This window comes from Kitasatospora sp. A2-31, assembly GCF_022288725.1.
GTDB lineage: Bacteria > Actinomycetota > Actinomycetes > Streptomycetales > Streptomycetaceae > Kitasatospora.
Genome location: NZ_JAKNTA010000008.1, coordinates 144,829 through 165,566, shown reverse-complemented (window position 1 = coordinate 165,566; position 20,738 = coordinate 144,829). Strand labels below are relative to the sequence as shown.

19 protein-coding genes and 1 pseudogene are annotated in these 20,738 nt (G+C 75.3%); 8 read left to right on the top strand and 12 right to left on the bottom strand.

Annotated features, from left to right (window positions below):
* Window positions 1-127: 127 nt before the first annotated feature.
* Window positions 128-1,453: an MFS transporter gene (locus MCM47_RS23155; RefSeq protein WP_238863607.1), complete on the top strand. Its 1,326-nt coding sequence runs from the start codon at window positions 128-130 to the stop codon at window positions 1,451-1,453.
* Window positions 1,454-1,487: 34 nt separating this feature from the next.
* Here MCM47_RS23155 and MCM47_RS23150 read toward each other — a convergent pair whose 3' ends face one another.
* Window positions 1,488-2,042, bottom strand: coding sequence for a YbjN domain-containing protein (locus MCM47_RS23150; RefSeq protein ID WP_238863606.1), 555 nt, complete (start codon window positions 2,040-2,042; stop codon window positions 1,488-1,490).
* A 188-nt stretch (window positions 2,043-2,230) separates the two neighbouring features.
* On the bottom strand, window positions 2,231-3,556 hold the full coding sequence (gene mshA / locus MCM47_RS23145; protein ID WP_238863800.1) for a D-inositol-3-phosphate glycosyltransferase: 1,326 nt from the start codon (window positions 3,554-3,556) through the stop codon (window positions 2,231-2,233).
* Window positions 3,557-3,990: 434 nt separating this feature from the next.
* Between mshA and MCM47_RS23140 the strand changes: the two genes are divergently transcribed.
* Complete coding sequence (locus MCM47_RS23140; RefSeq protein WP_238863605.1) at window positions 3,991-4,821, top strand: class I SAM-dependent methyltransferase; 831 nt, start codon at window positions 3,991-3,993, stop codon at window positions 4,819-4,821.
* Window positions 4,822-5,039: 218 nt separating this feature from the next.
* Here the strand turns inward: MCM47_RS23140 and MCM47_RS23135 are convergent, their stop codons facing one another.
* Window positions 5,040-5,606, bottom strand: coding sequence for an O-acetyl-ADP-ribose deacetylase (locus tag MCM47_RS23135; protein WP_238863604.1), 567 nt, complete (start codon window positions 5,604-5,606; stop codon window positions 5,040-5,042).
* Between the two features lie 238 nt (window positions 5,607-5,844).
* On the opposite strand from MCM47_RS23135, the gene MCM47_RS23130 reads away from it, so the two are divergent.
* Entirely contained in the window at window positions 5,845-7,320 is a 1,476-nt protein-coding gene (locus MCM47_RS23130) for a PP2C family protein-serine/threonine phosphatase (RefSeq protein ID WP_238863603.1), read from the top strand.
* A 131-nt stretch (window positions 7,321-7,451) separates the two neighbouring features.
* Here MCM47_RS23130 and MCM47_RS23125 read toward each other — a convergent pair whose 3' ends face one another.
* From MCM47_RS23125 to MCM47_RS23115, 3 genes are all read right to left on the bottom strand, one after another.
* On the bottom strand, window positions 7,452-7,787 hold the full coding sequence (locus MCM47_RS23125; protein ID WP_238863602.1) for a DUF2516 family protein: 336 nt from the start codon (window positions 7,785-7,787) through the stop codon (window positions 7,452-7,454).
* 168 nt (window positions 7,788-7,955) lie between these two features.
* Window positions 7,956-8,513: a hypothetical protein gene (locus tag MCM47_RS23120; protein WP_238863601.1), complete on the bottom strand. Its 558-nt coding sequence runs from the start codon at window positions 8,511-8,513 to the stop codon at window positions 7,956-7,958.
* A gap of 17 nt (window positions 8,514-8,530) precedes the next feature.
* Window positions 8,531-8,947, bottom strand: coding sequence for a helix-turn-helix domain-containing protein (locus MCM47_RS23115; protein WP_238863600.1), 417 nt, complete (start codon window positions 8,945-8,947; stop codon window positions 8,531-8,533).
* A gap of 127 nt (window positions 8,948-9,074) precedes the next feature.
* On the opposite strand from MCM47_RS23115, the gene MCM47_RS23110 reads away from it, so the two are divergent.
* On the top strand, window positions 9,075-9,428 hold the full coding sequence (locus tag MCM47_RS23110) for a hypothetical protein (RefSeq protein WP_238863599.1): 354 nt from the start codon (window positions 9,075-9,077) through the stop codon (window positions 9,426-9,428).
* Between the two features lie 154 nt (window positions 9,429-9,582).
* On the opposite strand, the gene MCM47_RS23105 is transcribed toward MCM47_RS23110, so the two are convergent.
* Entirely contained in the window at window positions 9,583-10,692 is a 1,110-nt protein-coding gene (locus MCM47_RS23105; RefSeq protein WP_238863598.1) for a MerR family transcriptional regulator, read from the bottom strand.
* Window positions 10,693-10,891: 199 nt separating this feature from the next.
* On the opposite strand from MCM47_RS23105, the gene MCM47_RS23100 reads away from it, so the two are divergent.
* Window positions 10,892-11,503: a YceI family protein gene (locus tag MCM47_RS23100; protein WP_238863597.1), complete on the top strand. Its 612-nt coding sequence runs from the start codon at window positions 10,892-10,894 to the stop codon at window positions 11,501-11,503.
* A 255-nt stretch (window positions 11,504-11,758) separates the two neighbouring features.
* Here the strand turns inward: MCM47_RS23100 and MCM47_RS23095 are convergent, their stop codons facing one another.
* On the bottom strand, window positions 11,759-12,724 hold the full coding sequence (locus tag MCM47_RS23095; RefSeq protein WP_238863596.1) for a LysR family transcriptional regulator: 966 nt from the start codon (window positions 12,722-12,724) through the stop codon (window positions 11,759-11,761).
* A gap of 113 nt (window positions 12,725-12,837) precedes the next feature.
* Between MCM47_RS23095 and MCM47_RS23090 the strand changes: the two genes are divergently transcribed.
* On the top strand, window positions 12,838-14,115 hold the full coding sequence (locus MCM47_RS23090) for an MFS transporter (protein ID WP_238863595.1): 1,278 nt from the start codon (window positions 12,838-12,840) through the stop codon (window positions 14,113-14,115).
* A gap of 10 nt (window positions 14,116-14,125) precedes the next feature.
* A pseudogene (locus tag MCM47_RS23085) lies at window positions 14,126-14,610 on the top strand (Appr-1-p processing protein).
* Here MCM47_RS23085 and MCM47_RS23080 read toward each other — a convergent pair.
* Window positions 14,595-15,134 carry a GNAT family N-acetyltransferase gene (locus MCM47_RS23080; RefSeq protein ID WP_238863594.1) on the bottom strand — a complete coding sequence of 180 codons (540 nt, stop codon included), beginning with the start codon at window positions 15,132-15,134 and terminating at the stop codon, window positions 14,595-14,597. The pseudogene MCM47_RS23085 and the gene MCM47_RS23080 sit on opposite strands and share 16 nt — an antisense overlap.
* Window positions 15,135-15,316: 182 nt before the next feature.
* On the opposite strand from MCM47_RS23080, the gene MCM47_RS23075 reads away from it, so the two are divergent.
* A complete protein-coding gene (locus MCM47_RS23075; RefSeq protein ID WP_238863593.1) occupies window positions 15,317-16,228 on the top strand; it encodes a TetR/AcrR family transcriptional regulator in 912 nt (303 codons plus the stop codon).
* Window positions 16,229-16,369: 141 nt separating this feature from the next.
* Here the strand turns inward: MCM47_RS23075 and MCM47_RS23070 are convergent, their stop codons facing one another.
* The 3 genes from MCM47_RS23070 to MCM47_RS23060 all read right to left on the bottom strand — a co-directional run bounded on the left by MCM47_RS23070 (window position 16,370) and on the right by MCM47_RS23060 (window position 20,703).
* Complete coding sequence (locus MCM47_RS23070; protein ID WP_238863592.1) at window positions 16,370-17,674, bottom strand: GNAT family N-acetyltransferase; 1,305 nt, start codon at window positions 17,672-17,674, stop codon at window positions 16,370-16,372.
* Window positions 17,675-17,827: 153 nt separating this feature from the next.
* A complete protein-coding gene (locus MCM47_RS23065; RefSeq protein ID WP_238863591.1) occupies window positions 17,828-19,177 on the bottom strand; it encodes a C40 family peptidase in 1,350 nt (449 codons plus the stop codon).
* Between the two features lie 425 nt (window positions 19,178-19,602).
* The gene (locus tag MCM47_RS23060) at window positions 19,603-20,703 is read right to left on the bottom strand and encodes a hypothetical protein (RefSeq protein WP_238863590.1); all 1,101 of its coding nucleotides are present in this window, start codon (window positions 20,701-20,703) and stop codon (window positions 19,603-19,605) included.
* Window positions 20,704-20,738: the final 35 nt, after the last annotated feature.

Genomic DNA, 20,738 nt, shown 5'->3' with positions numbered 1-20,738 from the left:
CCCCGAAAACGGCTGGTGGGCCCCCACCTGGCTGTGTAATGTACGCATCGCCGCTTCACCACTTACCCCACCGCTGGCCGGACGCGGCCCGCCGTCCAGCGGACACCTGCTGCCCTGGGAGCCCCACATGCCCGTGCTGCCCGTCCCCGCCGGTGCCCGGAGAGCAGTGGTCGAGGCCGTGAGCGGGCTGCCGCGCCAGTTCTGGTGGCTCTGGACGTCGACGCTCATCAACCGCCTGGGCGGGTTCGTCGTCACCTTCCTCGCGCTCTACCTGACCGCCGACCGCGGGTACTCGGCCTCGTACGCGGGCCTGGTCGCCTCGCTGTTCGGCCTCGGCTCGGCGATCGCGGCGGTCGGCGCCGGGGTGCTGACCGACCGGATCGGGCGGCGGCCGACCCTGGTCACGGCCCAGCTGGGCACGGCGCTCTTCACCGCGGTGCTCGGCTTCGCCGACGGCCCGGTGGCGATCGCCGTGGTGGCCTTCCTGGTCGGCCTCTGCAACAACGCGACCCGGCCGGCCACCTCGGCGATCATCGCGGACATCGTGCCGGCGGCGGACCGGGTCCGCGCCTACTCGCTGAACTACTGGGCGATCAACATCGGGTTCGGGCTCTCGGCGGCCGTCGCCGGACTGATCGCCACCCGGGGCTACCTCACGCTCTTCCTGCTGGACGCGCTCTCCACGCTCGTCTGCGCGGTGGTGATCTTCGTCCGGATCCCCGAGACCAAGCCCGACGCCCCGGCCGCCCGGGCCGGGGAGCCGTCGACCGGCCTCGGCACGGTGTTCGCCGACGCCCGCTTCATGGCGGTGGTGGGGCTCAACCTGCTGCTCGCCCTGGTCGCCCAGCAGGGCAGCACGACGCTCGCCGTGGACATGGGCCGGGCGGGGATCGGCTCCACCGAGTACGGCCTGGTGATCGGCCTCAACGGCCTGCTGATCGTGGTGCTGCAGATCCCGCTCACCCGGTGGATGGAGGGCCGCAGCCGGACGGCGCTGTTGATCGCCAGCGCGCTGTTCATCGGCTGGGGATTCGGGCTGACCGCGCTGGCCGGTTCCTCGGCGTGGTTCTTCGCCTTCACCGTCGTGGTCTGGACGATCGGCGAGATCCTGAACGCGCCGACCATGATGGGCCTGGTCGCCGAGCTGTCGCCGACCCACGCCCGCGGCCGCTACCAGGGCGTCTACTCACTCTCGTGGTCGCTCGCCTCGTTCGTCGGCCCGGCCGTCGGCGGGGTCCTGCTGGAGCGGGCCGGCGGGGCGGTGACGTGGGGCGCGTGCGCGGTCTGCGGCAGCGTGGCGGCGGCCGGGTACGCGCTGCTCGGCCGGCGGGCCGGCTCGGCGACGGAGGCCGCGGGGGCGGTGCCGGTGGCGGTGGCGGAGGCGGTGCCGGAGGCGGTCGTCGGCGCGGAGCCGGCGGACGCCGGGCCGGAGCGGGCCCCGGCCCGGTCCTGACCGGGCACTGCCCCGGCCCCGCGGCGGCGCGCCGTTACTCGGCGGCCGGAGCCCCGGAGTCGGCGGCCGGAGCCCCGGCCGCGTCGCCCGGAGCGGCCAGGTGGGAGAAGACGGACAGGTTGCGGGTGGACTCGCCGCGCTTGGTCCGCCACTCCCACTCACGGCGGATGGCGGACGCGAAGCCCAGCTCCAGTAGGGTGTTGAACGGCTCGTCGGCGTTGTCCAGCACCGTCCCGAGCAGCCGGTCGACGGCGTCCGGGGTGAGCGCCTCCAGCGGCAGCCGGCCGGCCAGGTAGACGTCACCGAGCTTGTCGACGGCGTAGGCGACGCCGTACAGCCGGGTGTTGCGCTCCAGCAGCCAGCGGTAGACCGCCTCGTGGTTCTCGTCGGGGCGGCGGATCACGAAAGCGTTCACCGACAGCGTGTGGTCGCCGACCCGCAGGGCGCAGGTGGTGCTCAGCTTGCGGGTGCCCGGAAGGGTCGCCACCAGCGTGTGCGGGTCGGCGGTGGCCGGCTCCCAGGCCACCCCGGCGTCGTCCAGGGCGGTGCGCAGGAGGGCCAGGCCCTCGTCCTTGGTGCGGATTGCCATGGGGGTGACGTTACTCGGCGGTACCGGCGGCGCGCAGCAGCGGACCCGGACCGGGCGCGGGCGCGTCCGCCGGGCACCGGACGCAGGGGCACCGGACGCAGCGGCACCGGAAGCAGCGGCACCGGAAGCAGGAGGCACCGGACGCCGGACCCGGCGCGGTCCCGCGACCGGCCGGGCCCCGGTGCCGGTCAGACCAGGCGGCGGAGCGAACCGGTGCGCAGTCCGGCTGGGCGGGCGAGGCTGCCCGCGTACACTTCGGCGGTGGTCGCCGCGGCGGTGTCCCAGCCGAAGGCCGCCGCGTGCCGGGCCGCCGCCGCACCCCGCTCGGCGACCAGACCCGGATCCGTGACGTAGGGCTCCAGCGCGAGGGACCAGGCCACCGGGTCGTGGCCGTGCACCAGCGTGCCGGTCACGCCGTCCCGGACCGCGACCGGCAGCCCGCCGACCGCGGCCGCCACCACCGGGGTGCCGCAGGCCTGCGCCTCCAGCGCGACCAGTCCGAAGGACTCGCTGTACGAGGGCATCACCAGCGCCGTCGCCGCGCGGTACCAGTCGGCCAGCCGGGCCTGGCCCACCGGCGGGTGGAACCGGACCACGTCGCAGATGCCCAGCTGGGCGGCGAGCTTGTGCAGGCTCTCCGGCTTCGCCAGGCCGGTGCCGGACGGGCCGCCGACCACCGGCACCACCAGCCGTTCGCGCAGCTCGGGCCGGCGTTCGAGCAGCACCGCGACGGCGCGCAGCAGCACGTCCGGCGCCTTCAGCGGCTGGATCCGGCCGGCGAACAGCAGCACCGCGGCGTCCGCCGGCAGGTCGAGCGCCGCCCGGGCCGCGGCGCGTGCGGCGGGGGCGGCCGGGCGGAAGACGTCCAGGTTGACGCCGGGGTGGACGACGGCCAGCTGGTCCGGCCGGGCCGCGTAGTGGCGGGCCAGCTCGGCGGCCTCCTCGGTGGTGTTGGCGATCAACCGGTCGGCGGCCTCGACCACCTGCGTCTCGCCGATCACCCGGGCGGCCGGCTCGGGGGTGTCGCCCTCGGCCAGCGCGGCGTTCTTGACCTTCGCCATGGTGTGCATGGTGTGCACCAGCGGCACGCCCCAGCGCTGGGCGGCCAGCCAGCCGACCTGGCCGGACAGCCAGTAGTGCGAGTGCACCAGGTCGTAGTGGCCGGGCCGGTGGCCGGCCTCGGTGCGCAGCACGCCGTGGGTGAAGGCGCACAGCTGGGCCGGGAGGTCCTCCTTGACCAGCCCCTCGTAGGGGCCGGCCGTCACGTGGCGGACCAGGACGCCGGGGGCCAGCTCGACGGCGGGCGCGTCGTCCGAGCAGATCGCGCGGGTGAAGATCTCGACCTCGATGTCGAGCGCGGCCAGGCGCTTGGCCAGCTCGACGATGTAGACGTTCATGCCGCCCGCGTCACCGGTGCCGGGCTGGTGCAGGGGGGATGTGTGGACGCTGAGCATGGCTATCCGGCGCGGCCTGCGCTGGCGGCCCGCCACCAGCGACTGGAGCCGACCGCGCACGGGCGCGGCCGGCTGGGCACGGCGTACCGAACGGACGGGGTGCTGGATCACCTGGCTGAAGCCTCCTCTGTGCTGCCCGTCTCTGCAGCGCTGCCTGCTGCCCTGCTGCCTGCTGTCCTGCTGCGCTGCCTGCTGTCCGGTGTGTCGCTGCCCGCCCACGCCGCACCGCGGTGTCCGCACGCCCCGTCCGGGCGCACATCACCACCAGTGTGCCAACCACGCGGTCGTCGACCGGCATTCCCGTCCCGGGACATGAGATGGCCCACGGCGGTGGCCGGCCGCGCCCCGGCGTCGGTCGGGCGGCGCACCCCGGGGCCGGCCGGGCGGCGCAGGGCCGGGCGGCCCGACCGCGCGAGGCCGGGCGGCACAGGGTCGGGGCGGCCGAGCGGGAACGGCCACCGGGTGGGGCCGCGCGGCCGCGTACGCTTCTGGGCATGGCCGCCACCTTCGACTCCTCGACCGCGCCTGCCCGCGGGCGGGCGGGCCGACCGGTGGGCACCGTGACCCGCGGCACCACCAACACCAACCGGCTGCGCCGGATGGACCGCTGGATCGCCCACACGCTCGGCCCGGTGCTGCGCTCGGCCGACCGGCCGCCGGTGGCCGTCGACCTCGGCTACGGCGCCGCACCCTGGACGGCGGTCGAGCTGGCCGGGCGGCTGCGGTCGGTGCGACCGGACGTCCGGGTGGTGGGGATCGAGATCGAGCCCGAGCGGGTCGCCGCCGCCGTGCCGTACGCCGATCCGCCGCTGCTCTCGTTCCGGCGCGGCGGCTTCGAGGTACCGCTGGACGGCGGCGCGCCGGCCCAGTTGATCCGGGCCGCCAATGTGCTGCGGCAGTACGAGGAGAGCGCGGTGGCGGGGGTCTGGGAGCGGCTCTGCGACCGGCTCGCGCCGGACGGCCTGCTGGTCGAGGGGACCTGCGACGAGATCGGGCGCCGGCACGTCTGGGTCGCGCTCGGCCCCGAGGGCCCGCGGACGGTCACCTTCGCGGCCCGCCTCGGCGGTCTCGGGCAACCCTCCGACCTGGCCGAACGGCTGCCCAAGGCGCTGATCCACCACAACGTGCCGGGCCGGCCGGTGCACGCGTTCCTCGCCGACTTCGACCGGGCCTGGGCCGCGGCCGCCCCCTACGGGGCGTTCGGCGCCCGGCAGCGCTGGGTCGCGGCCTGCACCGCGCTGGCGGGCTCCTGGCCGCTGGTGGACGCGCGCGGCCGGTGGCGGCAGGGCGAGGTCACCGTTCCCTGGACGGCGCTCGCCCCGTAGGACCGCGCGAACGGGCGCGCCGCTCCGTCGGGCCGGGACGTCCGGCCCTCGCGGCCGTCCCGGCCGTCCCGGCCCGGCAAGCCGAGCGGCCCTCGCGCACGCCCCCGCCTTCGCAGGCCAGGTGAGCGATCCCAGGGATTCACTCGAACGAGTTATCGAATATCTCTGGCGTGTTGACGCCTCGTCACGCCACCATGGGGGCGTCCCGATCCGCGCCCTCACTCCTGCCCCTGCCGCTCCTCCCCTTCGACCCCCATCTCCCGCCACACCTGCTCGAACGTCCCGTACGCCGCCGTACCGAACAGCACGAACCGCACCTCCGTCAGGTCTCGGGCCGGCCCGGCGACCGTCGCCGCGACGGTGCCGAGCGCGATCCGGGCCGCGTCCTCGAGCGGCCACCCGTACACCCCGGCCGACACGGCCGGGAAGGCCACCGTGCGCGCGCCCAGCTCCGCCGCCACCCGGAGCGACTCGCGGTAGCACGAGGCCAACTGCCCCGCCCTGTCCTCGTACTCGTCCTCCCAGTAGACCGGCCCCACGGTGTGCACCACCCAGCGGGCCGGAAGCCGCCCGGCCGTGGTCGACACCGCCTGTCCGGTGGGCAGACCACTCCCCCAGTGCGAGGCCCGGAGCCTGCGGCACTCCTCCAGGATCTGCGGGCCGCCCTTGCGGTGGATCGCACCGTCCACACCACCGCCGCCCAGAAGGGAGGAGTTGGCGGCGTTCACCACCACGTCCACCTGCTGTTCCGTGATGTCACCCTCGACCAGGGTGATCCGAGTCACCACCGCGTCCGCCCTTCCCTCCGGTCCGGACCCCGCCCGTGCCGGGCTCCGACCGCCGTTCCCGTCCCGTCCGCCACACCACCCGCCGGCGTGGCAATAGCCACAACGCCGCCGGTCGGCCAGAGAAATCCCCGGAGATCACGTTATGGTCGCGAGAAGTTCCCCGACGCAGGGTGCCAGGCGGGCACTGCGGACGATCGCCGACCGTTACGCATGCGGGGAAAGGGAGGATCAGCCGATGCCCGCAACGGGAGACGGGCGGGCACCTGGTGCCGCAGACCTGCCGGGCGCCGTCGACGGTGCCCTCACCGAACGTGCCCGCACCTGGTCCACCACCGACCGGTCCGCCGCTCCGGCCACGGCGCCCGCCCCGATACCCCACCCCCGGACCGACGCCTCGGCCACCGCCGGCGCCTCCCGCACCACCCCCACCACCGCACCGCTCAAGCTGTTGGTGATCGAGGACGACGCCTCCGACGCCCAACTCCTCAAGGCGGCGGTGGCCGACAGCGGCGCACCCATCGAGATCCACTGGGCCCGCGGCCTGGAGCAGGCCTCCGAACTGCTCGCGCCCGCCTCCGCCGCGGCCCGACGCGGCCGGCCGCGCAGCACCGACTTCAGCTGCGTCCTGCTCGACCTCGCGGCCCCGGCCGACCTGCCGCACCCCTCCGACGCCTCCGACGGTCTCGAGGGCCTGCACGAACTGCTCCGCCGTGCGCCGCACACCGCCGTCGTGGTGCTCACCGACGCCGCCGGGGCCGAGCTGGGCGCCGCCGCGGTGGCCGCCGGAGCCCAGGACTTCCTGATCAAGCACGAGACGGACGGCCCGCTGCTGGCCCGCGCCCTGCGCTACGCGGTCGAGCGCAAGCGCGCCGACGAGTCCCAGCGCCGGCTGGTCGAGGCCGAGCTCCGCGGCCAGGAGAACGCCCGCCTGCAGCGCCACCTGCTGCCCACCCCGCTGCTGGACGGCGCCGGACTCTCCTTCACCCGGCGCTACCGCCCCGGCCGGCGGCGCGCCCTGCTCGGCGGCGACTTCTACGACGCCGTGCGCACCGACGACGGCACCGTCCACGTCGTGATCGGCGACGTCTGCGGCCACGGCCCGGACGAGGCCGCGCTCGGGGTGGCGCTCCGGATAGCGTGGCGCACCCTGGTCTTCGCCGGGCTCACCGGCGAGGCCCTGCTCACCACCCTCCAGCACGTCCTGGAGCACGAGCGGCGCAGCGACGAGATCTTCGCGACGCTCTGCATGCTGGTCATCGAGCCCCGCGAGACCACCGGTCGGCTGGACGAGCTGGGCGCCGTCGAGACCGCCCGGCTCTACCTCGCGGGCCATCCCGCACCCCTGCTGCTCGGCTCGGACCACAAGCCGGTCATGCTGCCGGCCGACCTGGCCGGCCCGGCGCTCGGGCTGCTCCCCTGCGACGACTGCGACGCCGTCTGGCCGGCGCACCGGCTCGAACTGCACCCCGGCTGGCGGCTGCTGCTCTACACCGACGGTCTGATCGAGGGCCGCGTCGGCGCCGGATCGCGCAGGCTCGGCCAGGACGGACTGGCGGACCTCATCGGCGACCACCTGGCCGCCGGGCTGACCAGGGGTCGGCTCGTGGACAGTGCGATCGCGGAGGTCGAGGAGCTGAACGGCGGCGCGCTGGCGGACGACGTCGCCGTGCTGCTGCTGGAGCGCAACCCGGTCCAGCTGATCCTGGGCTGACGCGGGCGGCGGAAGGGGTGAGCCCCGGTGCTCGCGGATCGGTCCCGCGAGCACCGGGGCTCACCCCTTCGATCATGTCCGGTGCGCATCGACCCCGCACCGATCGTCCGGCGCGGGTCGACCCGGCTGGTCTACCAGGGGCCGTACGGGCCCATGTTCCGGTCGTTCCGGCCGCCCCGGCTGGTCAGCGCCCGGATCGCCGGGCGCACGTCCACCATGTAGACGATGGCCGCGACCAGACCCGCCAGCGTCAGGAAGCCCAAGCCGAACAGCAGGTCCAGGCCGAACGCGATCCCGAGGAGGGCCAGCCAGAACCCCTTGGTCTTCTTGTCCGCCGCGCGGTAGGCGTCCTCGCGGCGGGTGGCCGCGTCGACCAGCGCGAACAGCTTGAACCCCAGCATGGCCACGGCCAGCCACCAGAACGGGTTCAAGTAGTCCAGGACCAGGACCTGGCCCACTCCGCCCATCGCGGCCTCCTCTGCGTCTCGGCTCGGCGCCCCGGCTGCCACCCATCGTGGCACGGCGATCCGCCCGCCACGGTGTCAACGTTCCGGGGTCACCAGATGTGCCCCGGTCGGCCGGGGTCCAACCCCGGCCGCGGCACGGCGGGCGGACCGCGGCGCGTCCGGCGGGTGCTACTCGGCGGCCTTCCGGCTCCTGGCGGACTTCTTCGCGGCCGGCTGCTCGGCCTCCGCCGCGCCGACGCCGGCCGCCTCGGCCCCGGCCGGGTCCTCCACGAGCTCTGCCTCGACGGGCTCGTCCTCGACCAGCTCGACGTCGACCCGCTCGGTCTCGGCGGACTCCACCGCGCTGCCGGGACGACCCCGGTCGACGACGCCCCGGCCGCGCTCGGCGAGCTCGTCGTAGGCCTCCTTGGCCTTCACCGCCAGGTCGACCGCACGGCCGACCTGCTGGAGGGCGAAGGACTGCGCCCTGTCCTGCAGCTCCTTGAGGTCGCCGGGCAGGGTGGTCACGGTGCCGGCGACCTTGGCCTGCGCCTCGACCAGCCGGGACTGCGCCTCCTGGAGCCGGGCCGCGGCCTTCTCCTGCGCGCCCTTGCGGTCCGCGGCCAGCGCCTCGACCTTGCCGGGCACCTCGCGCAGCTTCTCGTAGGCGAGGTCGCCCGCGCCGGCGAGGGCGTAGAGCGGGGTCGGGTCGCTGAGGGTCTTCTTGATCTCGTCCGCCATCGGCATGGCCGGTCTCCCGTGGTCTAGGTTGCCGGGCCGGCGGCCTCCGGGCCGCCGTCGGCGTGGTCGTCGGACGCCGCATCCGAGTCCTTGCGGGCGGCGTTCTCCTTGAGGAAGGCGTCGTAGACCGCGAGCAGCGCCTGCTTCTGCTGCTCGTTGATCAGCGGATCGGCCAGGATCGAGGCCCGCAGTTCCAGGCCCTCGCCCCGCCGCTCCTCCAGGATCCCGGCCTGGACGTACAGCGTCTCCGCCGAGATCCGCAGCGCCTTGGCGATCTGCTGGAGGATCTCCGCGCTCGGCTTGCGCAACCCCCGCTCGATCTGGCTGAGGTAGGGGTTGGACACGCCGGCGGCCTCCGCCAGCTGCCGCAACGAGTACTGCGCGTTGCGTCGCTGCTCGCGGATGTACTCGCCCAGCGAGCCGACGTTCAGTGAGGCCATGCGACCACCCTGCACCACCGTGCTTGCAAAAGCAAGCACGGTGCTAGCAGCAGCAAACGTGCGTGTCGGCCGGTCGGCCGAGCCGCGACCGCCCGGGGTAACGGGACGGCCGGGTACCGTCCGGGGGATGGGGAGCAAGCGGCGGTTGCGGCGGATGGTGATGGACGGGGACGTCCGGCTCTGGTCGGTGCACCACCGGCACCCCGACTGCCGGGAGGTGCTCACGGTGCACCGGGAGGGCGGAGGGACGTTGCGGATCGTGTTCCGACCCGGGCCCGGGCGCTTCGTCCCCGACGGGTTCCTGCACTCCGGACAGGTGGCCGACGACCGGGACGGGGTGCTCAACCTTCACCTTCCCGGCGCGGTCCGGCAGCTGCTCGACGAGGCGCGGGCACAGGGGCTGGAGGTGCCGGACCGCGGTACAGCCGAGGCCGACGGCTGGCCGCTGTTCGACGCCGTGACGGCGGAAGGCCGGGCCTGACCCTCCGGCGGTTCGGGCGGCGCGGGGCCGGAACCCGGCAGGCAGGACGGCAGTCCGGGCTCTGCTGCGGACGCGCACCCGGCGGGGGCGTGCGTTCACCGGCCCCCGGGACGCCGGGGCCGGTGAGGACCGGCCCCGGACGGCTGCCGTGCGGTCACACGGCCTCCGGGACGCGGATCGGCATCAGGATCGAGAAGGTGCCGGACCGCCCCTCGGTCCGCACGGCCAGCGGGGCGATCGGGCCGCCCACCTCCAGGACGAGCTGCTCGGGGCCGCCGGCCCGGACGGCGTCCAGGAGGAAATCGCGGTTGACCGCGACCCGGACGCCACCCGGGGCCGGCTCGGCGCCCTCGCCGGCGACGGTGAGCCGGCCGTCCGGGTCGAAGGCGAGCACGGTGGCCTCGCAGGCGGTGCCGTGCGGGCCCGAGGGCAGGGTGCGGGTGGCGCCGCTTTCGACGGCCTCGCGCAGGTCGGCGGCGGGTACACCGACCCGGTGGACCGGGTCGAGCCGGACCAACGAGCGGTAGTCCGGGTAGTCGTGGTCGAGCGCCGCGCCTTCGATCCGGTGGCCGCCCGTCTCGGCCCGGACCAGGCCGTCACCCAGGGCCAGCCGGACCTGGTCGCCGCCCGAGCCGAGCAGCGCGCGGAGCGCGTCGACGAGGGCGGTCGGCACGATCGCGGCGACCGAAGCCCCCGCGGACCGCCCGCCGGGCACCGGCAGTTCGGCCAGCGCCATCCGGTACCGGTCGGTGGCGACCAGCCGCAGCAGTCCGCCGTCGAGGTCGAACAGCACCCCCGCGAGCATGGGCAGTTCGGGCTCGCCGGAGACCGCGAAGCGGACGGCGTCCAGGGCCTCGGCCAGCTCGCGAGCCGGGACGGTGAGGTCGTGCGCGGTGGTGGGGGCGGCGGTCATGGGGTTCTCCCTCTGGTCGATCAGGTCGCGGATCAGGGAGAGCTCCCGGCGGGCGTCGGCGAGGCCGTCCTCCAGCCGGCGCAGGTGCGCGTCGACCACCCGGTGGGCGACCCCGGAGCCCGGATCCGCGCCCAGCACGGCCCGGATGCCGGCCAGCGGCAGGCCCACCCGCCGCAGCCGGCAGAGCAGCCGGGCGTCGGCGAGCTGACCGGGCCCGTACCAGCGGTAGCCGGTGCGCGGATCGACCCTGGCGGGGCTGAGGACGCCGGCGCCGTCGTAGAACCGCAGCGCACTGACGCCGAGGCCGCTGTCGCGGGCCAGTTCACCGATGCTGCGCAGGTCGCTCTCCATACCGGGACCTTGGGGCCTCGACCAGGTCGAGGGTCAAGCCGGGCGGCCGGACCGGGCTCGACGGTACCGGGGGCGTCCGCCGTGCGGGTGACGTTTCGGTGCCGCCCGACCATCATGGTTGAACTTTGAACGAAACCGTCCTACAGTGGAGCCAACAAGTTGAAGCCTAAACAAATGGCTTCGAACCCGAGGAGGAGCCATGGGCCTGTTCAACCGCACCAAGACCGCCACCGCCGCCACCACCGTCGCCGAGGCACCCGCCGGGCCGGACCTGTCCCACCTCTCCGGCGACTGGGTCATCGACACCACCCACAGCGAGGTCGGTTTCTCGGTGCGCCACGCGATGGTCACCAACGTCAAGGGACGCTTCACCGAGTACGACGGCAAGTTGAGCCTGGACGGCGCGGAGCCCGGCAACTCCAGCGCCGAGCTGGTGATCAAGGTGGCGAGCATCGACACGAACCAGGCCCAGCGCGACGAGCACCTGCGCACCGGCGACTTCTTCGCCGCCGAGACCTACCCGGAGATCCGCTTCCGCAGCACCTCCGCCGAGCGCCTGCGCGGGGACACCTACCGGATGACCGGCGAGCTGACCATCAAGGACACCACCCGTCCGATCGTCCTCGACCTCGACTACACCGGCAGTGCCACCGACGCCTACGGCGCCGAGCGCGTCGGCTTCGAGGGCTCGGCCGTCCTGGACCGCACCGACTGGGGCCTCACCTACAACGCCGCCCTGGAGACCGGCGGCGTGCTGATCGGCGAGAAGGTCAAGCTCAGCTTCGACATCTCCGCCGTCCGGGCGGCCTGAACCGGCCGACCACGGCTGCCCCCGGCACACCGGGCACCGGTCCACCCGGAGCCCCGGCGGTCCGCGCCGCGACCGCCCCGCACACGCCCCGCCCCTGCCGACCCCCGAGCGGCAGGGGCGGGGTCGCTTCCGGCCACAACAACCCAGGGGCGCCCGGTCATTCCGTTCCGGTGGCGCCGAAAGCCCGCCCGCGGGCCGGCGGAGCCCACGGCGCACCCATGGGCCGGTCCGAGGTCCCGATCGACCGCGAGGGCGCTAGCCTGCCAGGAGCGCGGCGTCGGCCGCGGGCAGCCAGCTGCCCGCCGGACGCCGCAACCACCGCTCCTCCGCACCGAGTTCGGCGGCGGCCGTCACCAGCGCGGCCAGTCCGGGGTGGCGCAGGTCCGGCCGGTGGACCAGGCTGAGCAGGGTCAGCGGCACCGGCTCCACCAGCGGCAGGTTCACCACGCCGGGCATCACCAGCCCGCCCACGGTGGTCAGCATCGGATCGCGGTGGCGGGCCATGTAGCGGACGGTCTCGTCCACTCCGACCGGCGGCACGTGCGGTGCGGCCGGAACCAGGCCGTGCTCGCGCAGCAGCCGGGCGCCGAGGTCCGCCCACTCGGTGGTGGCCGGGTTGCCGGCGCAGATGTCGACCGGGTGGCCGACCAGGTCCGCGAGCCGCAGCACCGCGCGGCCGGCCAACGGGTGGTCGGCCGTCATCATCACCGACACCCGCTCCAACCGGACGGGGACCTGCACCAGTTGGGCCTGCAGCCCGGCCGCGAGGCCGGCGAAGCGGCCGAACGAGACGTCCAGCCGGTGGTCCACCAGGGCGGCGGCCGCCGCTGCGAGCCCACCGTGGAAGCGAGCCAGCAGCTCCCCCTCCGGCCAGGCGGCCCGGGCCCGTTCGAGCACGCGGTCGCCCGTCAGGTCCGGCCCGCTGACGTCGCTGTTGAGGTCCATCAACAGCGGCCGCGCCGCCTCGCCGGCCACGATCTCGTCGTGCAGCGCCAGCAGTTGCCGGACCTTCGGCAGCAACCGCTGCCCGGCCGGGGTGAGTTCGACGTTGCGGGTGGTCCGGGTGAAGAGCGCGTCGCCGAGCAGCCGCTCGAGCGTCCGGACGTCCCGGCTGAGCGCCTGCTGGGCGACGTGCAGGCGCTCGGCGGCCCGGCCGAAGTGGAGGGTCTCGGCCGTCATGGCGAACCCGCGGAGCAGGCGGGGGTGCAGGTCGGCGGGCATGCCGGCAGATTAACAACACCGCGTTGTCGATGCGACGGAACAGGTGTTGGACCGCCGCCGGGCGACGGTCCGAAGCTGGGACCACACCCCATCGGTCCCTTCCTCGGAGTTCCATGCTGTCCTCGTACCGTCGGCTCTTCGCCCTGCCCGGCACCGCCGCGTTCACCCTGGCCGGGCTGCTCGGCCGGCTCGCCATGTCGATGACCGGCGTCTCGCTGGTGGTGCTGCTCGCCGAGCGGCGCGGCTCCTACGCGCTCGCGGGCACCGTCTCGGCCGTCGGACTGGCCACCGGGGCGATCGGCCTGCCGCTGATCGGCCGGCTGGTCGACCGCCACGGCCAGGCGCGCGTCACCGTCCCGGCCGCGCTGTACAACGCCCTGCCGATCACCGGGCTGCTGCTCTGCGTCCGGGCCGGCGCGCCCGACTGGACGCTGTACGCCTGCTGGGCGGCGGCCGCCGCGGCACCGAACCTCGGCGGGATGGCGCGGGCCCGCTGGGCGCACCTGCACCGGGCCGACCCGGAGCTGCGCCACCTGGCCAACTCCTTCGAGCAGGCGCTGGACGAGCTCTGCTTCACGACCGGGCCGGTGCTCGCGATGCTGCTCTGCACCACGGTGGCCCCGGAGGCCGGGCTGGTCACCGCGGGAACGCTCGGCACCACCGGCGCCCTGCTGTTCGCGAGCCGGCGCCGGACCGAGCCGCCGGTCGCGGCACCCGCCCGTACGGCCGCCCGGCCCGGCTCGCCGCTGCGCGTGCCCGGACTGCGGGTGCTGCTGCTGACCTTCCTCGCCACCGGCCTCGTCTTCGGCGCGATGGAGGTGACCACGGTGGCCTACACCGACACGCTCGGCCGGAAGCCGCTGGCGGGCCTCCTCCTGGGGCTGGTGGCGGCCGGATCGTGCGCGGCCGGGCTGGCCTTCGGGCTGCGCCGCCCGCGCCGCGCGCCGGGGGTGCGGTTCCTGCTGGGCGTCGCGACCATGGCCGTGGTCCTGCTGCTGCCCCTCGCCGCCGCCACGGGCGGCGCCGGGCTGGGCGACCCGGGGCTCGCGCTGCTCGGGGTGGCCCTGTTCGCGGCCGGCACGGGCACCGCGCCGACCATGGTCACCGGTATGACGCTGGTCCAGGACCTCCTGCCGCCGGGGCAGTTGAACGAGGGCATGGCGGTGACGGTCTCCGGCATCGTGGTGGGCGTCTCGGGCGGCGCGGCGCTGGGCGGCGCGGTGGCCGAGCACGCCGCGCCGGGCACCGGCTACCTCCTGCCCGCCGGCGCCGCCGCACTCGCGCTGCTGATCGCCCTCGCCGGCCGCCGCCACCTCCGCCCGCCGGCCTCCGCCCCGCGCACGGTGGCCGCGAACCGGGAATCCGAGCGGTTTGTCGGTACCGCGCCGTAGCCTGCCGGGCATGGAGACCGCGACCCTGCAGTACCTGCGCGGAGACGCCACCGCGCCCCGGGGCAAGGCGTGAAGGTGATCGCGCACGTCTGCAACGACATGGGTGGTTGGGGTAAGGGATTCGTTCTGGCGTTGTCGCGGCGCTGGGCCGAGCCCGAGGCGGCGTACCGGCGGTGGCACCGGGAGCGCGCACGGAACGGCTTCGGCCTCGGCGCGGTCCAGCTGGTGCAGGTCGAGCGCTACGTGTGGGTGGCCAACCTGGTCGGCCAGCGCGGCGTCCGGACCGGCCGCTCGACCGGCGTGCCGGTGCGCTACGAGGCGATCGACACCGCGCTGGCCGCCCTCGCCGAGGAGGCGCTCCGGCTCGGGGCCTCGGTCCACATGCCGCGGATCGGCTGCGGTCTGGCCGGCGGGCGGTGGGAGCGGGTCGAGCCGCTGGTGACGAGCCGTCTGGTGGACCGGGGCGTGCCGGTGACGGTCTACGACTTCGACTGATCCCGGCCGGCCGCCGTCCAGGTGTACTCGTACTCGGGGAGCACGAACCCGCCGGGGAAGACGCCTTCCTGCTCGGCCGTGCGCAGGCCGCCCTCGCGCTCGTAGAACGCGACCGCCCGGGTGTTGTCGCGCAGCACCTCCAGGTAGAGGTCCGCGCCGGGGTGCTGCCGCGCGACGTGCGAGCGGGCCGCGCCCAGCAGCGCGCGGCCGATCCCACCGCCGGTGCGGCCGGGCTCGACGTGCAGGTTGTCCAGCAGGATCCGCCCGTCCGCCTGCGGCACCAGGTAGGCGAAGCCGACGGCGCGGCCCGCCTGTTCGGCGATCAGCAGCTCGGGGGTGTTGGCCGGTTCGCCGTACTCGGCCGCCAGCCGCAGCTCCCAGAGCACGCGGCGTTCCTCCCAGAGCCCGTCACCGAGCGCCTGCCGCGGGACGATGCCGGCGTAAGCGGTGCGCCAGCTGAGCGCGTGGAGGCCGGCGACGGCCTCGGCGTCGCGCGCATCACCGCGTCGAATGGTGGCGTTCATGTGACGAGCCTCCCACAAGGCTGGCTTGAACATGTTCAACCGTCCCCCTAGAGTTCACGACATGCTTTTGAACGCGTTCGAAAGGCGCGGGGGCGGTGCTGCGGTACCGGATGCGGAGGGGGCATCCGGTGCCGCACGCACCGACACCGGCTGGAGCTGAGCGGTCCGACTAGGCTCGGGGCGTGGACGAGCTGGCAGCGACGAGCGGAACGAACGGTACGAGCGGGGCCACCGGCCCGGGCGGCACGCCGGAGGCGCCCCGGGCCCGTCCGGCGGCGGGCGGCGGGCGGAAGCCCCGGCGGAGCCCGGCGCGGTCCGGCGGCGTGCCCGCGCCGAGCGGCGACGACGGCCCCGCGGCCGGCGCCCCCGCGGCGTCCGAGCTTCCCGGCGGGCGGGCCCAGCCGAAGACGGACAAGAGCGAGCAGACCCGGGCCCTGATCCTGGAGACGGCCATGCGCCTGTTCCAGGAACGCGGCTACGAGAAGACCACCATGCGGGCCATCGCCGCCGAGGCGGGCGTGTCCGTCGGCAACGCCTACTACTACTTCTCCGCGAAGGAATTCCTGATCCAGGGGTTCTACGACCGCATGACGTACGAGCACGCGGCGGACGCCAGGGCCCGCATGGCGCACACCCGGGACTTCGCGGAGCGGTTGGAGATCGCCCTCGCCTCCTGGCTCGACACCGCCGCCCCGTACCACGAGTTCGCCGCGCAGTTCTTCCGCACCGCCGCCGATCCGAGCAGCTCGCTGAGCCCGTTCTCCAACGAATCCCACCCGGCGCGGGCCACCGCCGTGCAGCTCTTCCGCGACGTGCTGGAGGGCTCCGAGCTGGCGCCGAAGCTGGACACCGAGCTGGTGGAGCTGCTGCCCGACGTGCTCTGGCTGCACCTCATGATCGTGGTGCTCTACTGGGTCTTCGACCGGACCCCGGACACCGAGCGGACGCGGGAGTTCGTCCGGCGGTCGACGCCCATGGCCGCACGGGTCATCAACCTCTCGCGCTACCGGGTGTTCCGGCCGGTCGTCCGGGACGCCAAGGGCCTCATCCAGGACTTCATCCTGCCCACCATCGGCAAGACGGCCGTCAGGTAGCGCCCGGGACGGCCCGGAGACGGGGCGGCCCCGGCCGAGCAGGCCGGCCCGGCCACGGGCGGCGCGGACCGCGGGCGGCGCTCGCCGGCGCCGCACCCGTCGGCGGTGCGGCGCCGCAGCGCCGGCCCGGACGAGGCGGGCTCAGAAACCGTCCGGGTTCCAGCCCGCCAGCGGCGTGCGCAGCAGCAGGTCGGCGGCGACCACGGCGCCCGGGCGCAGCTCGGTCACCAGGCCTGCGGCGGCGAGCCGCGGGACGGTCTCCCCGCCCAGGTACAGCGCGCCGAGCTGGGAGGCGCTCAGCGCGAGGTCGGCCTCGTCGGCGGTCCGGGTGCAGCGGCCGGTGCCGTCGGGCGCCACCTCGAGGGCCCAGCGGCCGGCAGCCCAGCCCTCGCGGTCCTCCACCTCCAGGACGACCCGGCCGGGCGCGCCGTACGTCCGCGCGTCGAACGCGGCCTCGACGTCCAGTACCCGCAACCACGTGAAGTCGGCGTTCTCGACGTACGGGGTGGCGGCACGCGGGTCTTCCAGCAGCAAGGGCAGCGGGTCGTCCGGGCCGATGTTCTCGACCACGACCTTGCGCACCCAGTCGACGGAGAACACGAACTGCCACAGCGCGCAGGCGGTGGCCCGGTCGAGGGCGAGGAAGTCGAGGACGGTGAGCGTGCAGTTCGGGTAGCTGCCGTCCCAGTTGTCGTCGACCTTGTAGACCACCGCGCCGGTCACGGTGCCCGCGGCGTCCCGGTGGAGGGCGGCGAACGGTTCCTTCCAGTCGAAGCCCGGCACCTTGATCTCGCCGGTCTGCCGCTTCCACCAGAGCTCGTCGCGGGCGAGCGCGCCGGGCTGGGTGAGCCGCCACCGGTCGTGCAGCTCCGGGCCGAGCTTGCGCATCTCGGCCATGCTGGCGAAGTCGATCCGCCCGCCGGGCACGGTGGGCAGGCCGGCCCGCAGGCCGCGGGTGCGGTGCAGGTCGACGTTCCACCCGTGGCCGCGGGTAGCCGGGCCGAAGCCGTACCGGCCGTAGATGTTGTACTCGGCGGCGATCAGGATCGCCACGGCCGCGCCGCGTGCTCGGGCGCCGGCGAGGTCGGCCGACATCATCCGGCGGAGCAGGCCGCGCCGGCGGTGGGTGGCGCTCACGGTGACGGAGGTGATGGCGTTCGCGGGGACGACGGCCCCGCCGGGGACGGTCAGCTCGACGTCGAAGCTCCGGAAGGTGGCGACGAAGCGCCCGTCGTCGACGGCCGCGAGCAGCCGGCCGGGCTCCCACTGCAGGCGCCGGTAGTCGGCGGCGCTCTCCACGTGCGGGCGCAGGAACCCCAGGGCCAGCGCCCTGTCCCACGGCTCGATCTCGTCCTCGGCGATCGCCCGGATCTCGACCGCCCCGGCGCCTTCGTCCAGTCGGCCGCTCCCCGGATCACGGGGCCCGCCGTTCGCATCGTTGCCCATTCGCCCACGGTACGGCGGGTCCCAGGGGACGGGCATCCCATTTATCCGGCACCGGTCGGTGCCGTGCCAGCCCGCGCAGCGGGTCCTGACGACCCGGTGCGCGGGCGGACGCCCCGGGGCCGGCGGCCCCACGACACCTCTCCCCGGGGCTTGCTACGGGCGGGCGTAGAAGTCCGGCGTGCCCATGATCCAGAGGCTGGCCTGCTTGATCGGCATGCCGGGGCGCGGGGCCTCGATCATCTGGTCGTCGCCGATGAAGAGCCCGACGTGGTGGATGTCGGCGGCCCGGCCGGTGTCCGTCCAGAAGACCAGGTCGCCGGGGCGCAGGTCGCGGTAGCCGATCGGGGTGCTCTGCGCGTACTGGTCGGCGGCGAAGTGGTTGAGCTGCCGGCCGCCCTGGCGCCAGGCCATCATGGTCAGCCCCGAGCAGTCGTAGCCGCCCGGCCCCTCGCCGCCCCAGACGTAGGGCAGGCCGATCGCGGCCCGGGCGAAGGCGACCGCGGCGGCCGCGCCCTCCGCGGACCACGGGCGGACCGGCGGCGGACCGGTGATGGCCCCGGCGGCCACGGCGGAGCCGGCGGCCGCGGCGCGGCCCGACTCCTCGGCAGCGGCCTGGGCCGCCGCCTGCTCCGCGGCGGCCTGTTCCGCGGCGGCCTGTTCCGCGGCGGCCTTCTCGGCAGCGGCCCGGGCGGCGGCCTCGGCCTCGCGGGCGGCGATCGCCTCCAGCGCCTCCCGCCGCTGCCGCTCCAGCGCGACGGTGGTGTGGCGGGCGGCCGCGAGCTCGGTCAGCAACTGTTCGCGCCGCCGGCCGAGGGCCACCGCCCGGTTCTGCTGGCCGGCGAGCCGTGCCCGGGCCCGCTCCCGGGCCACGCCGACCTCGGCCTCGGCCCGGGCGGCGGCCTCGGTGGCCGCCCGGGCCTCGGCCGCGGCGCGGGCCGCGGCGGCCGCCGTCGAGGTGGCCGTGTCCAGGATCTGCCGGGTGCGTTCGCCGGCCACTCCGACCACCGCCGCCTGGTCACCGGCCTCGCGCGGGCCGTGGGCGCCGAACAGGGCGTTGATCGCCGAGAGCTCCGCCGAGGTGCCCTGACGATACGTTTCGGCGGCGAGCTGGGCGGCCTCCTCGGCGGCCTCGGCCCGCTCGGTCTCGGCGGCGGCGGCCCGGCCGGTCGCCGCGACCTCCTCCGCGCGGGCCCGGGCCAGGGCGAGCCGGGCGCCGTTGTGGGCCTCGACCGCCTGCTCGGCAGCCCGGCCGACCCGGTCGAGTTCGGCCCTGGCGGCGGTGAGCCCGGCCTCGATGGCGGCGACCGAGGCGGCTCGGCGGTCGGCCTCGGCGCGGGCACGGGCGACCTCCTCGGCCGAGGGGAACGGCTGCGCCGTGGGGGCATCGGCCCCAGCGGTGCCCGCGGCCGCGCCGGGACCGGCCGGGGCGGCCGCGGCTGCGGGGAGCAGCCCGAACAGTGCGGTGAGGGAGAACAGCAGGGTCGGCAGGAGCCTGCGCGCCACGGGACATCCCCTTCTCAGGTCTCGAACCTTCTCCGGCGCGGACCGGTCCGCCCGAGGACGAGAAGCATCCGGGCGAACCGGTCCGTCACGTGACAATTCGGTTACGCATCGCCATGTTCTCAAGCCGGGCGGCCTTCCCGCCCGAAGCCCGCGCGGGCCGGGCGGGTGAGCCGTCGGATGATCCGACCGGCACCCGGCTCCGGCCGACACCCGGCTCCGATCGGCACCCGGCTCCGGCCGGCGGGCGATCCGGCCCTCGGCCCAGCCGACCGCGACGGACCCGGCCGGCCCTCGGCCCGGCCGACCACCACGGCTGGCCGGCCCTCGGCCGCCACCGGCGATCCGACCGGGCATCAACTCCGTTCGCCCGCCCGGGCCTGCGGACTACCGCGCATCAACTCCGTTGCCCGCGCCGAGCCTGCGGACTACCGCCGGATCCTGCGGGTGTGCGTCCGGAGGTGGGGGTGGCGGTCGGGCCGGGGTTCCAGGCCGGTCGGGCGGGCGGCGTAGCCGCGGCTGCGGCCGGCCCGGACGGTCCGCCGCCGTTGCTGGGCCTGCCCCTTGGGACCGTGCTCGCGTCCGGCCGCGGCCGGCCCGGCCGGTCCCGACGGGTACCCGTGGCCGCCGGCCGCCGGCGCGGAGCCCGCCCCGGCGGCGGCCGCCGAGCGGCGGTCGGCCAGCCGGGCGGAGCGCCGGGCCAGGGCGCGGGCCGCGTGCGCGTCGAGGTGGGCGGTGGCCCGCGCGGCCATCCGCTCGGCGACCCGGTGGGCGGCCGGGTGGTTCGCCGGGACCTTGTCCGGGGCGCCGGCGATCAGGTCGAAGAGCCAGGTGCGGGCGACGTCCGCACGCCGGTGCAGCCGGCGCTCGCGCCGGAGCGCCCGGGCCCTGCGGCGCGGGCGGGTGGCGTACCGCCAGCGCGCCCAGGGGCTGCTCGGGCGGGCCAGCCGGATCGCGCCGATCCAGGAGATGCCGGGCACCATGATGCCGAGCAGGCCGGTCCACATCTTGCCCTTGAGCAGGGTGATCACCATGGCCACGGCGTTCACCGAGATCACCGTGACCAGGCCCCACCTGGTCTCCCCGCTGGGCTCCGCACCGAGCGGCACGTAGCCGATGAGCAGCAGGCCGGTGAAGAGGATGCCGAAGATCACCGCGTCCACCGACTTGCGGCCCTGCTCGCTCCAGTAGACGTCGTCGAGGTGCAGGATCAGCGCGAACTCGTCCAGCACCAGGCCGCAGCCGATCCCGAACAGCAGCCCGAAGACGTCGATCCAGGGTCGGCCGCCGTACGTGGCGAACACGCCGATGCCACCGGCCAGCAGGAAGCCGAGGCCGAACACCATGTGGTGGATGTGCAGCCCGCCCGGGGTGACGTTGCCCGGCCACCAGCGCACCTTGGCCCTGATCATCCGCACGCTGAACCGGATGAAGACGAAGGAGGTGATGAACCCGACCAGCAGCAGGAACAGCGGTTGCTTGTGCGTGGCGACGATGTGTTCGCGATAGCCGTCCAGCAGTGTGGTCATGGGTCTTACCTTCGTTCCTGGTCCTGCGTCCTGCC